General features: G+C 54.6%; 11 protein-coding genes and 3 pseudogenes. 12 read left to right on the top strand and 2 right to left on the bottom strand.

Features of this window, described 5'->3' with window-relative positions; genetic code table 11:
• Positions 1 to 1,578 (bottom strand): annotated as a pseudogene (locus LN450_RS18435) (DEAD/DEAH box helicase family protein); the annotation flags it as partial.
• A gap of 60 nt (positions 1,579 to 1,638) precedes the next feature.
• On the opposite strand from LN450_RS18435, the pseudogene LN450_RS18430 reads away from it, so the two are divergent.
• The 12 genes and pseudogenes from LN450_RS18430 to LN450_RS18375 all read left to right on the top strand — a co-directional run.
• Positions 1,639 to 1,859 (top strand): annotated as a pseudogene (locus LN450_RS18430) (transposase); the annotation flags it as partial.
• 909 nt (positions 1,860 to 2,768) lie between these two features.
• Complete coding sequence (locus tag LN450_RS18425) at positions 2,769 to 4,316, top strand: MASE1 domain-containing protein (RefSeq protein WP_039418204.1); 1,548 nt, start codon at positions 2,769 to 2,771, stop codon at positions 4,314 to 4,316.
• Positions 4,317 to 5,337: 1,021 nt separating this feature from the next.
• On the top strand, positions 5,338 to 5,985 hold the full coding sequence (locus LN450_RS18420; RefSeq protein WP_016848927.1) for a hypothetical protein: 648 nt from the start codon (positions 5,338 to 5,340) through the stop codon (positions 5,983 to 5,985).
• Between the two features lie 31 nt (positions 5,986 to 6,016).
• On the top strand, positions 6,017 to 7,153 hold the full coding sequence (locus LN450_RS18415) for a TrbL/VirB6 family protein (RefSeq protein WP_011348365.1): 1,137 nt from the start codon (positions 6,017 to 6,019) through the stop codon (positions 7,151 to 7,153).
• A gap of 39 nt (positions 7,154 to 7,192) precedes the next feature.
• Positions 7,193 to 7,714 (top strand): DUF4189 domain-containing protein, encoded by a 522-nt coding sequence (locus LN450_RS18410; RefSeq protein ID WP_080505898.1) that lies wholly within the window; start codon positions 7,193 to 7,195, stop codon positions 7,712 to 7,714.
• Between the two features lie 365 nt (positions 7,715 to 8,079).
• Positions 8,080 to 8,610 carry a hypothetical protein gene (locus LN450_RS18405; RefSeq protein ID WP_011348364.1) on the top strand — a complete coding sequence of 177 codons (531 nt, stop codon included), beginning with the start codon at positions 8,080 to 8,082 and terminating at the stop codon, positions 8,608 to 8,610.
• A complete protein-coding gene (locus LN450_RS18400) occupies positions 8,607 to 9,266 on the top strand; it encodes a hypothetical protein (protein WP_170808599.1) in 660 nt (219 codons plus the stop codon). The genes LN450_RS18405 and LN450_RS18400 overlap by 4 nt, the downstream gene beginning before the upstream one ends.
• Entirely contained in the window at positions 9,263 to 10,609 is a 1,347-nt protein-coding gene (locus tag LN450_RS18395; RefSeq protein ID WP_039418196.1) for a Tle-like phospholipase domain-containing protein, read from the top strand. Before LN450_RS18400 ends, LN450_RS18395 begins: the two co-directional genes overlap by 4 nt.
• A gap of 103 nt (positions 10,610 to 10,712) precedes the next feature.
• Positions 10,713 to 11,293, top strand: a pseudogene (locus tag LN450_RS18390) (type IV secretion system protein); the annotation flags it as partial.
• A 38-nt stretch (positions 11,294 to 11,331) separates the two neighbouring features.
• Positions 11,332 to 11,850: a DUF4189 domain-containing protein gene (locus LN450_RS18385; protein WP_074038480.1), complete on the top strand. Its 519-nt coding sequence runs from the start codon at positions 11,332 to 11,334 to the stop codon at positions 11,848 to 11,850.
• Positions 11,837 to 12,418: a DUF4189 domain-containing protein gene (locus LN450_RS18380; protein WP_228885072.1), complete on the top strand. Its 582-nt coding sequence runs from the start codon at positions 11,837 to 11,839 to the stop codon at positions 12,416 to 12,418. Before LN450_RS18385 ends, LN450_RS18380 begins: the two co-directional genes overlap by 14 nt.
• A 39-nt stretch (positions 12,419 to 12,457) precedes the next feature.
• The gene (locus LN450_RS18375; protein ID WP_080755013.1) at positions 12,458 to 12,997 is read left to right on the top strand and encodes a DUF4189 domain-containing protein; all 540 of its coding nucleotides are present in this window, start codon (positions 12,458 to 12,460) and stop codon (positions 12,995 to 12,997) included.
• 5 nt (positions 12,998 to 13,002) lie between these two features.
• On the opposite strand, the gene LN450_RS18370 is transcribed toward LN450_RS18375, so the two are convergent.
• A partial coding sequence (locus LN450_RS18370; RefSeq protein WP_228892387.1) for a conjugal transfer nickase/helicase domain-containing protein occupies positions 13,003 to 13,735 on the bottom strand: 733 nt, incomplete at its 5' end.

Genomic DNA, 13,735 nt, shown 5'->3' with positions numbered 1-13,735 from the left:
TGTCCGTGAAAACGGGGGTGAACCCTCTGGGGAGCGGACTGCATTCGCCTCAGCACTCACATTGAGCCAGCCCCAAAAACCCTTCGGGCCCTTGTCCTCCTCGGTTGGTGCATCTTCGCTCTGGTACTCGCTATCGTCAGCCTGCTCCGTCTCAGCAGAAGGAGTCGAAAAGAGTGCCTCCACGTCGACTTCCTCATCAGGCTCTACCTCAGTCTCGTCTTCTACCTCCGCAGAAGCCTTGTCTTCGCTGCCAAACGGGAGCTGACCATAGAAGTAACGATCGACGAAGTTGTTGCGTCGTGACTTGCTCCCCAATGCACCAGAAATCAATCCCCACGCAGGTTTGCCCGAGACCAGTTCCCCCAGCTCGGCGAAGTACTCTGCTTCTGGCAACCAGCTTTCATCAATTTTGTCTCGCTGAGGCAGTTCGAGCGTGACATTTTCCACAGCACCGTTGTTGGATGAAGCGACCACGATTTCAAAGCCATACAGTGCTGGGTTGAGCTTGAAACTGTGTTGCTGCTTACCGCCGTCGTTGGCAGATTCGCGTCCGTTGCTTGCGAATGCATCGGAAGCGCGGCGTAGATTGGCTAACGCATCGGCGCGACTGGTGATAATCGCTGCAATCAGGTCGCGCAACAGCGTCGTCTTGCCCGTGCCAGGTGGGCCGTTGACGCCAAGCAACCCTTGACCATCGGCAAGGGTGGACTGGATTGTATTAACGGCTAGCTGTTGGGAATGCACTAGGCCCAAATGGTGTTCTGTAGGCCAACAGCTACTAGCATATGCATCCGGCATCAGTCGTCCCATCAATGGCAGCGACGCACGCTGATCGTCCATATGCAGGCGAGGCTTTGGATCGTGATGACGCAGGTACTGATCCAGTGGTTCGCTTTTCACCCCTCTGGAGATCGCATCGGCGACATCTGCAAGATCGTCCAGCAAAAAGCTGTTCAGCGGATCGTCTTCCGACTCGGGTTTGTCGGGCTTGATTGGTTGTGAGCGAAAGCGAAAAAGATGGTGGTCCATCTCACCAAAAAAGTCCCCCAACCCCAGGAACTGGAGGGTCCAGTGAGTCAGTTCGCGCAAGCCTTCGCTTGATACCTCCCCCTCGAACTGACTGTTAGCGCGCTCCCTGAGGGTCTTTTGGTCGGTCTCGAACCCTCTAGTCCAATCTTTGCCGGTCAACACCCGCCCAAGAAACCACGCTTCGCTTGATAGAACGAAACTGTCATCGACCAGTCGCCCTCCCGCCGTAAATTTTGCCGCAAACACGGCTGACTCACGAAACTTGGGTTCCTGGTAGCCCTGATCGGCGCCGTACATCGCATCGAGCTTCTCGGCAACAAGACGACTGTCGTAAAGATGAGCATAGAGCGTGTGGCTCCATATGCGCTTCTTAGGCAGCTCCTGCTTACCGATGATACTTTCCGGGGTCCACGGAAGCAGCGGGCGCTGAATTGGCGTGTTATGGATAAACGCTTCGTATGGATTACTGCGTTTTTTCAGCTTGGGTGCTGATTGCGGTTGCAACAACTCGACCGCGTGCCAGTACCGGACGATGCTTTCTTGATCCATCAAAATGACTTCCCCTAGAGCGTGTTATGAACTTTGCCCTTGTTACACTAACGTATACGGATGAAGCCTCGTAAGCCTCATCCAACCGACATTTCCGAAGAGGAACGGGCCTTTGCTGCGCCGTATTTGACACGAATGGATGTGCAGGCGCCACAGCGTAAGTAAGCGCTACGCGCGATGTTCAACGCACTGCGCTGGATCGCACGGGCCGGCGCACCATAGTGATTGCTTCCCAACGATTTCCACCTTGGGAGGCGGTGTATCAGCAACCCCAAAGTTGGCTGCAGAGTTCACTTTCCTGCGGGCGAACATACAAAGGTTGCGGGTTCACTTCGCACTGGCCGATGCGTAGGAACCCAATCGCACAGAAAGGCAATGCGCGATCCACATCGCGAACAGGAGCGTGGTGGTATTCCCGCAAAGTCTCAGAAGCATGTTTCTGAGTCAGCGGGCGATGCCCGTCAAGGCCTATAGCCCCACTTCGCGATGATGGCTTCCAAGATGGCTTGATTCGGTGCAGTCGCGCCTGGACATGTTGTCAGATATACCCGGCGTGCCGCTGCCGTGGCCGGTGGGTTGAAGGCCGGGCTCCATACCTGGATGGCGTGGAAGGTTGCGATCGGCGCTGCACATTCAGGAGACGGAGTGCCGAAGCCGGTCATGCTGGACATGCAAAGAAAGACCGAGCAAGGATCAGGCGCCTGGGCGCGAGCTGGGGCGCTCAGGCCAAGGCCTAAAGCCGCAGCCAGTGCGAAAGTGGCGGCAGTGGTGCGTGGCTTCATGACAAGTACCTCCCTGGTAGTGTTTGAAATGACGTGCTCGCTTAGATGTGGTGATGATGGCACGCTTTTACTTTGGCTGGGACGCCGTGCCTGGCGGCAGCGCTCTTTCGCAGCGTGACAGGGTGCCGTCCTCGTCACCGAAGAACACTGCTCATCGCGTAACCAAGCCGAATTGCATTCCAGGGCTCCCGCCAACTCCACGCTCCCCGCCACGGCCTTTGTCCATCTGACCAAGCCGAGGGGGCAAGGACGTCCATGTTTTTGCAGCAGGCTCTCTACATACCTGACGCGCATCTGTGGCGTACCCGTTTCACTGGGCTGTAGGGGCATGTACCGGTCTTGGTCACCCACACCGTTACGGCTCCCGCTCAGGTATGCTCTGGCGTCGTCAAAACTCAAGGTATTCCCATGGAAGGGCTGAAAAGTGTGACGCAGGGCCTGTTAACCGCTACGGCCTACTGCTTGGCGTTTCAACTGTCTTGGCACTGCTCACTGGATCAGTGGTACCTGCCAGCTGGCCTTCGGATCGCAGCGTTGCTGCTCGCCCCTTCTCGCTTGCTACCTTGGATACTGATGGGCGATGTCGCGGCGTTGCTCATGATTCGGGTTCCCGCGATCAGCAGTGTCGGTGTCAATCCTACCTGGGCCTACGCAAGCCCCTGGATCCTGGTCCCGGCCATTGCTCTGGTCCCTATTGCTATTCGGGCAAGGTATGGGGCAGTACATCGCGCAGGAGCGTCACTGATCCCGATGCTTCTGGTCACGGCAGTCTGGGGCGCGCTCTGCACTCTGGGGACCAACATCATGCTCGATGGACCTTCGTCGGCAATCAGCGGCGTCAAGTTCGCCCGTTTCGCTGTAGGTGACTACCTCGGAATGTTGATGGTGGTCCTGCCGGTGCTTCTATGGATGCGCCGCCACGACGAAGAGACGCCCAGCCGCCTGACGCCTCATTGCGCACTGGCGGTTCTGGCGACTGCATTGATCTTTGCATTAGCAACACTGCCGCAAAGCAATGTTGCACGGTTGGGCTTAATGTCGTTGCTGATCGTTCCTGCCGTTCTACTCACCTGGCTGCATGGCTGGCGGGGCGCGGCCATCGGCGTTGTGCTGGCGAATACCGCTCTGGCATTTTCACTGCGAAATACGGGTGTGCTGGGGGCCTATGACTCAATAGGCTTTGTTGTGCAGGTGATGCTCGCAACAACGGCTACGGGACTATTCGTGCTGGGCGCGCGTATCTCCAGCACCCTTGCCGAAGTGCGCCTGCGTCTGCGAGGCGAGCAACAGGCATTGGATACGGCAAAACTGAGCTACCTATGGGCTGAGCGGGAATTGCGCGAGCACGTGATCGAGTACGTCGACATCGAGGTACAGATGAACCGACTACGCCGCGACATCGAAAGTCATCTCAAGTCACGCGGACAACATGAAGCCGCCATGCGGATGATTCGTACGGGCTCTATCCAATCGAAGATGCTGCACGAGTACATCAATGCTTTGTACCCGCTGGAGATCGAGACGCATGGGCTCTATCACGTTTTCCGTTCGCCAGGCTTCGCCAGTTCCAGTCACACAGAAATTCACCCAGTCATGCTTCGCGGCAATCCCATGCAATTGTCTGTTGGGCTGCAGCTTGCCGTCTACAGATGCACCCAGCAGGCGATTGCCTGTCTGCCTCCAGCAAGGCGTCATACCATCAAGGCCAGGGTCGGAAAACTGCGCGGGCTCCAGGGCATTGCTGTATCTATTTACGGGGATAAGCCAGAGAGCAAGCCTGCCAGTCGGACCGCTCTTGAGAACACAGCAGAGTTGTCCAGCAGGGTGCGCTCGTATGGTGGCACCTGCCGGCGCCACCATACGGGCAAGATCAGCTTCTTTGTTTCCGAACCAACAGGGACACGATCAATTTTTAGGTACGATGAGCCAGCTGTTACCACGCGGGAGTGTCTGTAGCAGCACCGTCATACCATCTCCTTCATATACGACTGTACCGCTCGGGCGTGAACCCGCCGCCAGGATCGTGGTGCGGTCTGCATCGATACCAACCGGCATGACCCAACGGGTACCGTCGATCCACCCGATTGCAGTTCGGACGTCGCCACTAGGGCCATTGACTTGCAGGTAGCGGATCCCATCTCGCTCGAACGTATACACGTGCAAGGTGCTGACAGCCGAGAGATCAGTAGCAGAGGGACGACTGGCCCCCAGCCCTGTTGTTGCTGCAGCGGGGCTATGACCGACATCCGGACAGCACGCCGCCGCACTGTATGACAGTGCCAGTCCTAGCAGTCCCACTGCCACTTTTGCCGTACGTTGGAAGTTACGCATCACATGTCCTTTCCCCTCGAAGAGGGAGTGCTCGCCTGCGGTCCAGGCAGCTGCGACGGTACGCGATCCAGAGCTTTCCTCGGTTGACAAATATCGTGCGGACTCGACCGGGCACGCCATTGCAGAGGGTGAGGAATTGCCGTTCCCGGATGTCAGATTTTTCCTACCCAGGCAACCTTGTCCCTTGAGGTGGCGGCCGCTAGACGATGAGAGGACGGTCTGGAGGGTAGCAGGTAGTGGCAATCTGCCTTGACCTATGCCAGAGTTCGACCCAACCTGCCTCAATAGCACATAAGGATAATGGCCCTAGCAGGCGCTCATCTCCGCACCCCCGGCGGCGTCTTTCTCGTCGCTGTGCCTGTGTCTGAACAAAAATTCTCTCGCTTCATGATTGCGTTACGCGCTTGACTCCCCACCACCTGCCTGTGCTGCCTATCGCCTTCCGGGCTGTGCCCTCTATATCCCTCGTTTTGCTATCCCCGCCATCCATCTGCACCCAACAAGACCGACGAGTCCCGCCATGAATGACCGCTCACGCCGCTCACGCCTTTCATTTTCACGTCTCGCCGCAGGCTTGTTGCTTGCGGCCGGTCTTAGTGTTGGGCCCGCGAATGCAGTGGGAGTGATTGTCAATGACCCAACGTCGATGGCCAAGGCCTTACAGGAGTACGCAGAGCAGGCTAAGCGATGGACCGAGACTCTTAAGCAGTATCAGCAGCAGCTGGATCACTATCAGCAGCAGCTCATCAAGCTTCAGCGGTTGAACCTAGGTACGTCCACCATGGCTGACAACTTTGCCGAACGTCCAGAAGACTATGGCCTGGAAGACGACTGTCCGGGTGCCCCAAAGACTGGCCTCGCAGGGGTGCTGCAGCAATTCAAGTCTCTCGCTCCCAACATGAAAGGAAATATGGTGGAGGAGCAAATGAAGGTCTGCACACGCATGGTGCTGGCAAAAAATGCCAAGTACAACGAGTCGGTACGCATGCTCAAGCGCCTTATAGAACGCAACAACCAGTTTAAAGCGATTGAGGCGCAGCGCGACCGAGGTGGCACCAGCCAAGGGGCGCTTGCTGCCAACGATAACGAAGTTCAGCGTTTCGTAGCACAAAACGCCATGGACCTGGACTACTGGCAGGCCCAGATGACGGCATATGACAGCTATATCGTCGGGCTCAAGGAAGATCAGTCGCGATTGGCGAGAAAAGCTTTGGATGGCGACCAAAATAGCTGGCTCAAACCGCTGGGACAGCTCGTGCAGGCCGCAACGCTGAAAGCCGCGTTATCCAATTGATCGCTACACCACGACAGACAGGCAGAAGGTAATGGACGCAATTCTCCACGGAGCGATGAACTGGTTGCAGCCTTTGGCGGATATCGGCCTCGGTGAGTTCGTTTTCTTCAAACTGGTCAACGACTACTTCAGCAACGAGATTCAAGAGTTCGGCTTGGAGTTGATGAGCCGCGCTATGAGGTGGGTCAGTACGATCGCTTTGACAGTGACCACTCTGTGGGTACTGATTCTGGGCTATCGCATCGCAACCGGGCAGTCGCGTGAAAGTGCAATGGCGACCATGATCAAGGCCGGCAAGGTCGCGATCATCATCAGCCTTGCTTCAGCTGTCGGGGTCAATGGCGCAATGCTGCACCAGACCATGACCCAAAACCTGGACAAGGAGATCCACGGCCTGTTCACGGGTGATGAAGACAGCACCGCCTCCGATGCAATCGACGAAAATCTTGCCTACACGCAGATAGCGCTGACCGCGCTGGATGCGGTGCGCGTCGACCCAACCGATCCAGAGGCAATAGAGAAGAAAGGCCGCGCTGTATTGATGGCGGGCTTCGGCACCGCCAGTCCGCCGATGGCGGCTGGAGCGATGCTGCTGTTGTTCAAATTCACCATGGCGTTCCTGATCGGGATCGGGCCAATCTTCATCTTGGCACTGATCTTCGACCAGACCAAAGACCTGTTCAAGAAGTGGTTGTTCTACGTGATCGGCACGCTGTTCTCGATGGCAATGCTGTCGGTGGTCACGGCGATGGTGCTGAAATTCACAGCAAAAGTAGCTGCGGCCTACTGGGCTGCCCAACTCATCACATTGGGCAATGCGGAAGGACTGTCTAGCCAAGCCCTGCAGCAGGGCGGCATCGGACTGATCATGACTGGATTGATCATCAGCGTGCCAACATTGGCCGCAGCGATTTGGCAAGGCAATATGGGGACGTTCATGGCATATTCAGCTTTTGATCGTGGCGGCGCGGCAAGTCCTGGGCCGCAGGGGCAGCCTGCTGGGTCGTATATGCCGCAGCGAACCGCTCCCAGCTCTGACAGGGCGGACGATAGTATTCAGAGGACAACTAGCGCAGTAACCAAAACGATTGCTGGCGCAGATTCCACTGAGACAGCCGCTATCGGCTCACGCGGATTGGCTGGACAAAACCCTCGGAATCAAGTTTAGTTATCCAAATCGATTTGCCTGAAAGCGGTTTAGATAGATATGAAAAATAATTTCTTGGTGGCTTTTGCGCTTTTGATGGGGGCTGCCAGTCATAATGCTCATGCCGAGCAAGGGTGTCCACCAGGGCAATATCCAATTGGTGGGCAGGGTGTCGCTGCATGTGCGCCTATCCCCCAAGACAACCCTATCCAGCAAGCGCCTCGCCCGAGTGGAAAATGGCTCAAAACTTGGGGGGCTATAGCAAGCGACGGTGGTGACAACCTAGGGGTCTCGAAGGGAAAGCTTAAGAAGACAGAGGCTCAAGAGGAGGCATTAGAAAAGTGCAGAGCCGCAAGCGGAAAGGAGTGCACAATCGATTTTACATATGAAAATCAATGTGCATCCATTGCTGAGCCACATCTTGGTGAGAGAGCTGTCACAGGAATGCTTGCATATGCCAGAGGGCCTTCAAAAGAAGTTGCAAGTAGTGATGTGATATCGCGCTGCCAAAAAGACAATAAAGGGTCTGAGTGCAGAGTTATATATACTGCGTGTTCTGAGCCTATTTTCAAGCCATATTGAATAATTCAATTTTCACGAAAAAGAATATCTCATAAATAAGCGCAGACTATTTGCAGATTTCCTATTACATACGATAGCCATCCAGTCACAGACCAAGAACAGCGGCGTCTATGAATTTACCCCCTATTACAACAACGACTCATTCACCTTTTGCACAGTTGGTTTTCCAGCGAATTGCTGGCTGCCGGTAAATCCTGCAATGGGCACTTAAGTTGTGACCTATCCTAAATGCTTTAACCCCCATCTAGGCACAGATGTTTGCACGCGCGTACCCAAAAGCGTTTACTTCAGGCATCCTTCAAAGCTCGTCCCCAGCCCATGACCACGTTCGCCGTTAGTTCAATAGAGCTCGTAGGAGCGATGTAATGGATAGCGTGTTTCCCTCCCAAAACGCACATTGGTACCGGTCACCCAAGGGCGTTCGGAGCATGTTGACTATCCTGCTGATGTCAACCTTACTGACCGCAAGTTTGGTTGTTCTGTCCTATCGAACTTCGTTCACGGTCCTGCTGGACCTTGCACAGTATGCGGCCTCCATCTGTGCTCTGTTGCACTTCGCTATAGTTACAATGCTGCTGGGCCTCATTGCAAGTGCTCTGAGAGTTTGGAAAAAGCTGCAAGCAGAGGAAAAAAATACCGAAGAACTAAAGCAGCTGCGCCAGGTTATTGTCAGTGCGGTTGCAATGACGCTACTAATGTTCATGCTTGCAGTAGCAGCAGCTTGCATACCCTTTGTGATGAATATAATCAGGGCGATTCCTGAGTTCGGTGTGGTCTTCGCGGTCATGCTCATTGCCTTGTTGATACATCGCGTCAACATCAACCGCATCTGTGGACGACTTGCGAACTCCGTGACAGCCGCACAACGTTCTGCAAAGCGCACGATGGCCGCATGAAAGTGAAGCTGGGAATTAAAATTGCTAGCTCTCTTGTCTTGGTTTTCTTAGCAGGATGCAACCCAATGAATACTGGCTCTGAAAGACACGACACCGACGCGACTACCACCGACGGCGATCCGGTCTACCGCAAGAACCCGCATCCGACACAGGCGTACCGGATCACGATGACCATCGAGGATGCGCCGGGGCCGTTTGAGTGGGTATCGGGAACTGCGTTCTATGAAATGACGAATCGCGATGCGTGCACACCCATCGATCGCTCATTGGGCATGTCGACAAAGCAGAAAGAAGATGGGATCCCCATCAATTTCGAAAAGGTCAACGACACCACATACGTGGCTAAGATTTATGCCGATGGCATGGTCGATGCTGACTACTACGGCAAGGGGGTGTGCAGCTTTGAACTCAATGGAGTCGGCATCTCTCTGAAAGCAACCGGAAAGTACGAAGATACGCGCTTTCAGCCAGCGCTATTTAAGAGTGAAATTTATAGCTCAGCCCCCAAAGTTACTTACTTTTGGAAAGGACGCTATCCGAAAGAAGATATCGACAACTTCCCCGATGGCGGCCGCCTTGCTATCGATCAATTCAATGATAATGCTCGCAATAACATCTTTAAAGTCACCCTGACCACTGAAAAGGTGATTCCATGAGTCTTACGAGCCAGCAGTACGCCGCACTTTCGAGAGACTCATACGACAAACCAAGCAAAGTCGGAGTGGACAGCGACCCTGTAGACATCGGTGGAGTCTTTTATAAGCGTCTTGAGTATCGTGACAGCCCCTCAGGCTATCAAGGCGTAATCTACCAACGCGTTGATACAAACGAGATCATCGTCGCCCATCGCGGCACCGAGACTGAGCGTGAGCTCAAGCAGGATGGTGTCTACACCGATGGCGGCATGGTCGCAGCACGTCACAACCGCCAGGCCGGCGAAGCAATTGAGTTGACCAGACATGCGTTGGACTATGCACAAAAAATCGGTAAGGACGGCGAAGCACCAGACGTCACCGTCACCGGCCACTCCCTCGGCGGCAACCTGGCCCAAGTAACCGCCCACCACTTCGGTCTCAAGGGCGAGACATTTAACGCCTACGGCGCGGTCAGCCTAGACCGGCGTATTCCCGAGGGCGGCACCGATGTCATCAATCATGTGATGGCCGGCGATGCGGTCAGTGCTGCCAGCAAGCATTATGGCCAAGTCAAGCTATACGCTACCCGGCAGGAGATTGCCACGCTGGAAAAGGCCGGTTACGCCAATGACCGCACTGTTTTGGACGCTCGCAATCCAGCTGTCGTCAAACCGCTCGCCGACTCGCACCGCATGCACAACTTCCTGTCCGTGGATGCCAACGACGCCCCAGACTGCTCGGTGCTGGAAGACCCCAAGGCGCAGCAGTTAGCCCGTCAATACGCGCCGATGATCGACAAATACCGCGATGACGTGGAGGTGTTGCGTGGTGGCGTAACGCTTGGTGCACGCGGTGGTTATGGCATGGCCGTCGATGCCATCGACCGTTTACGCGGCCCCTTGGAAACCGGCGCTGGTACGACAGAGATGGCAGCTGCACGCTGGCAGGAAGTGCAGCAGCGCATGGAGGCAGAGCACCAGCAGCAGTACGTGCCACCCGGCTGGAAGATGCCATTGGGCGGTGCGCCGGAGCGCTGCGTTGAGCCTACTCCCACATCGGTTCCCAACGATCCGCTTTATCAGGCCATCCACAGCAAGCTCCCCGCCGGCACCTCGCCGGCCGAGGCCATGCATGCCACGGTCGAAGCCAAGCGTGTGGGTATCCTGAGTGTCGATCAGCTGCAAAGCGTGACCGCGCATCAGGACGCTGTGTGGATCGTCGGTCAAACCCCGGGCTTCCGAGTCAAGGTGGACTTGTCCGAGAGTGTGCCTCCGTTGCAGGAAAGCATCCGCCAATCCCAGGCATTGGATACACAGCGGTCGCAGCCGGACATGACACCGCCGACACCGACGCGTGCCATGTAGGGCGATGGACTAGCCGATCGACAACGAGGACTTCAACAAGGAAATCTAGGCCTTCGGCCCGGAGTTGATGAACCGCGCCATGACCTAGGTAAGCACCATCGCGCTGCTGCTGTTCCAGTTCACTACGGCCTTCCTGCTTGGAAGCGTGCCAATTTCCATCCTGGCGCTGATCTTCGATCAGACCAAGGACCTGTTTAAGTAATGGCTGTTCTACGTGATCGGCACGCTGTTCTCGATGGCAATGCTGCCTGTTGTCACAGCGATGGTGCTGAAATTCACAGCAAAAGTGGCCGTGCCCTGCTGGGCTGCCCCACTCATCACTTTGGGCAATGCAGAAGGACTGTCTAGCCAAGCCCTGCATCAGGGCGGCATCGGACTGATTCTGACCGGGCTGATCATCACAATGCCGACGTTGGCGGCCGCAATTTGGCAGGATAATATGGGGACATTCATGGCGTACTCGGCATTTGATCGCGGTGACGGAGCGAGTCCGCGGCCACAGGGCAAACGGCAGGATCTTATATGCTACAGCAGTCATCTAGGTCTACAGATCGGCATGCTGAGGTAGCAAGTGATACAGCCAGAACAGAATCCCGCTCAGTTGGTCAAGCAAGTGGTTCCAAATCTGCTCCTGTGCCAGATTCTCGCGGCAATGCTGGAAGAAATGAAACCGGCTATGCATAAAATTGCCGGGATTTGGTTTTTTTAGAGGGCGTGCATATATGAGTTTCAATAGATTTGCGTTGTTATTTCTTATGATCGTTGGGATCCCAGCAATGGCTGAGCAAGGCTGTCCACCTGGGCAATATCCGATTGGTGGGCAGGGGGTAGCCGCATGTGCGCCTATCCCCCAAGGAAGCTCTCAAGAGACTGCACCAGCGCCTCGGCCGCTGGGGAAATGGATAAAGACCTGGGGAGCTGTTGCAGTTGATGGAGAGGGTGCCGTAGGAGTTGACTACGGGAAACTTTCTAAGCGTGAAGCGCAGAAAGGCGCCATCGCTAATTGTGTAAAAGCGGGCGGAAAGGAGTGCCGTGATTGGGCTACCTATCACAATCAATGCGCAGCTGTTGCAGAACCTTACAAGGATGGAATATCTGTTGCTGGTAAGCTGCAGTTCGTAGGAAATGCGGAACTTGAAGAAGCTAAGGCTGAAGCGGAGAAAAAGTGCACCGCTGCAAACAACAACTCATGCCGAGTAATGTATTCCAACTGTACCGAGCAGATTTTTGAAAAATTTTGACATTCATTGGAATGCACTACCACCGGTGGGTATTGAGATGAAATTATGTAATGTCTGCTTATTGCTCCTGCTGAGCATTGCATTTTCAGCAATGGCTGAGCAGGGATGTCCCCCTGGGCAGTACCCCATTGGCGGGCAAGGTGTCGCTGCATGTGCCCCTATTCCAAAAGGATCACAAGAGAATCTCGAACAGCTGCAATCACCACGTCCTACAGGAAAATGGATCAAAACTTGGGGGGCTGTGTCGCTTGATAAATCTGATGTGGGAGCTTTAGGCGTTTCAGTAGGGAAACTTTCTAAGCGCGAAGCTCAGCGAGATGCGATAGCTGGGTGCATCAAGGCGGGAGGAAAGAACTGTAAAGATTGGGCGGCATATGAAAACCAGTGTGCTGCAGTTGCAGAGCCTTATAAAGATGGACGTTCTTCAGCAGGAAGCTTGCATTTCAGAACGGGGGCTTCAGCTGAGGATATTCAGCGCGAGGTCAAAGACATTTGCTCATCAGAGAACAATGGGGAATGTCGAGTGATTTACGCTGCGTGCTCCGAGCCAATCTTTCAGAGGTATTAATTACATGTATCTTATTTTTGATAGCTCCCAGATTAAAATATGAATATTAGAACGATATCTCTTTTAGTTATCATCACAGCCTCGCCTTCTGTTAAGGCCGAAGGAAGTTGCCCGCCGGGCCATTATCCCATTGGTGGTCAAGGAGTTGCTGCTTGTGCACCGATTCCACAACCAGGATCTAACTTACCTCAAGAGTCCCGCCCTACTGGTAAATGGATTAAAACCTGGGGGGCTATTGCCATGGGATGGGTAGGCCCTATTCCTTATTATGGTGTGCCTGTAGGAAAGCTTTCCAAATCCGATGCTGAATCGGACGCTCTAGAGCGCTGTGCCAAGAAAGGCCCTAAAAACTGCGAAATAAAGCTGACTTACTTTAATCAATGCAGCGCTATAGCCGAACCGCAAACAGCCGAAAACTTGATACCTGACGGTAGTACGACAGTTTTTGTCGGCAATGCCTCTTTAGATGGTGCAGCTAATCAAGCAGCGGAAGAATGCAAAGCTAAGAACAAGAACTTTGACGTAGGATGCAAGGTCATTTACAACGCCTGCTCGAATCAATTATTTGAAAAATATTGACGTGGCTAACTTAAAATCGAAAGGTATGGGTTGTTTGGCGGAAGCTCCCCAAATACACCCTGCCAACGCTCAAGCAGGTAGCCGTGGAGCCGTCGCGATTTGCGAGGTCCGGTTACTTCGCACGTCCAGATGTTCAGGCCATTGGCTTGCTTACGATGTAGGTGCAATTTCTCAAATCTCTTTTGCGCCCACTGCCAATCTGCCATCTCTTCACGCTTGGCATAGTCAGCGATTTGAGGATGTTCTTGCGCATAGCGCTGAAACACACCTGGGCTTACCAGATAGACGGCATCCGCCACGATATGCACCAGCGCCTTAGCGTCGTTGATGACGAGTCGGCGCGATGCAATCGCCTGCTGCAGCCATGTCACGAAATGATCGGCTGACATTTGAGTTGAGGTGCCATTCGACTCGTCCCTGGATGGTTGGGTACTGGTCGACATTGGATTTTTTTTCGCTGGGACGGACTCGCTCACCTGGTGTGGCTTTCCGGGAGCTTCAGGCATTGGCTGAGACGATGAACTTCCTTGGTCATCGGCCTTCGGTGGATCTGGTGCCCCAATCATTGCCAGCAGTTCATCCATCATGTCCTGCGCGTTGTTCGCTACGGGTTGTGTGCTCAAAGAAGGCTTCGATTCCAACGGCGGATTGGCTCGACCATCGGCGGTGTCCTGCATGGAAGAGTCAAGCAAGTCCGGCGCACTCTCGCCGGTTGCCTCGGCACCTTGGCCTGCTTCA

The organism is Xanthomonas euvesicatoria pv. euvesicatoria, assembly GCF_020880415.1.
Taxonomy (GTDB): Bacteria; Pseudomonadota; Gammaproteobacteria; order Xanthomonadales; family Xanthomonadaceae; genus Xanthomonas; species Xanthomonas euvesicatoria.
This window is presented reverse-complemented; position numbering and strand designations above follow the sequence as displayed.

Excerpts from the sequence above, each read along its gene's own strand:
- LN450_RS18425 (WP_039418204.1), top strand. The coding sequence starts at position 2,769 with ATGGAAGGGCTGAAAAGTGTGACGCAGGGCCTGTTAACCGCTACGGCC.
- LN450_RS18420 (WP_016848927.1), top strand. The coding sequence starts at position 5,338 with ATGGCCAAGGCCTTACAGGAGTACGCAGAGCAGGCTAAGCGATGGACC.
- LN450_RS18415 (WP_011348365.1), top strand. The coding sequence starts at position 6,017 with ATGGACGCAATTCTCCACGGAGCGATGAACTGGTTGCAGCCTTTGGCG.
- LN450_RS18410 (WP_080505898.1), top strand. The coding sequence starts at position 7,193 with ATGAAAAATAATTTCTTGGTGGCTTTTGCGCTTTTGATGGGGGCTGCC.
- LN450_RS18405 (WP_011348364.1), top strand. The coding sequence starts at position 8,080 with ATGGATAGCGTGTTTCCCTCCCAAAACGCACATTGGTACCGGTCACCC.
- LN450_RS18400 (WP_170808599.1), top strand. The coding sequence starts at position 8,607 with ATGAAAGTGAAGCTGGGAATTAAAATTGCTAGCTCTCTTGTCTTGGTT.
- LN450_RS18395 (WP_039418196.1), top strand. The coding sequence starts at position 9,263 with ATGAGTCTTACGAGCCAGCAGTACGCCGCACTTTCGAGAGACTCATAC.
- LN450_RS18385 (WP_074038480.1), top strand. The coding sequence starts at position 11,332 with ATGAGTTTCAATAGATTTGCGTTGTTATTTCTTATGATCGTTGGGATC.
- LN450_RS18375 (WP_080755013.1), top strand. The coding sequence starts at position 12,458 with ATGAATATTAGAACGATATCTCTTTTAGTTATCATCACAGCCTCGCCT.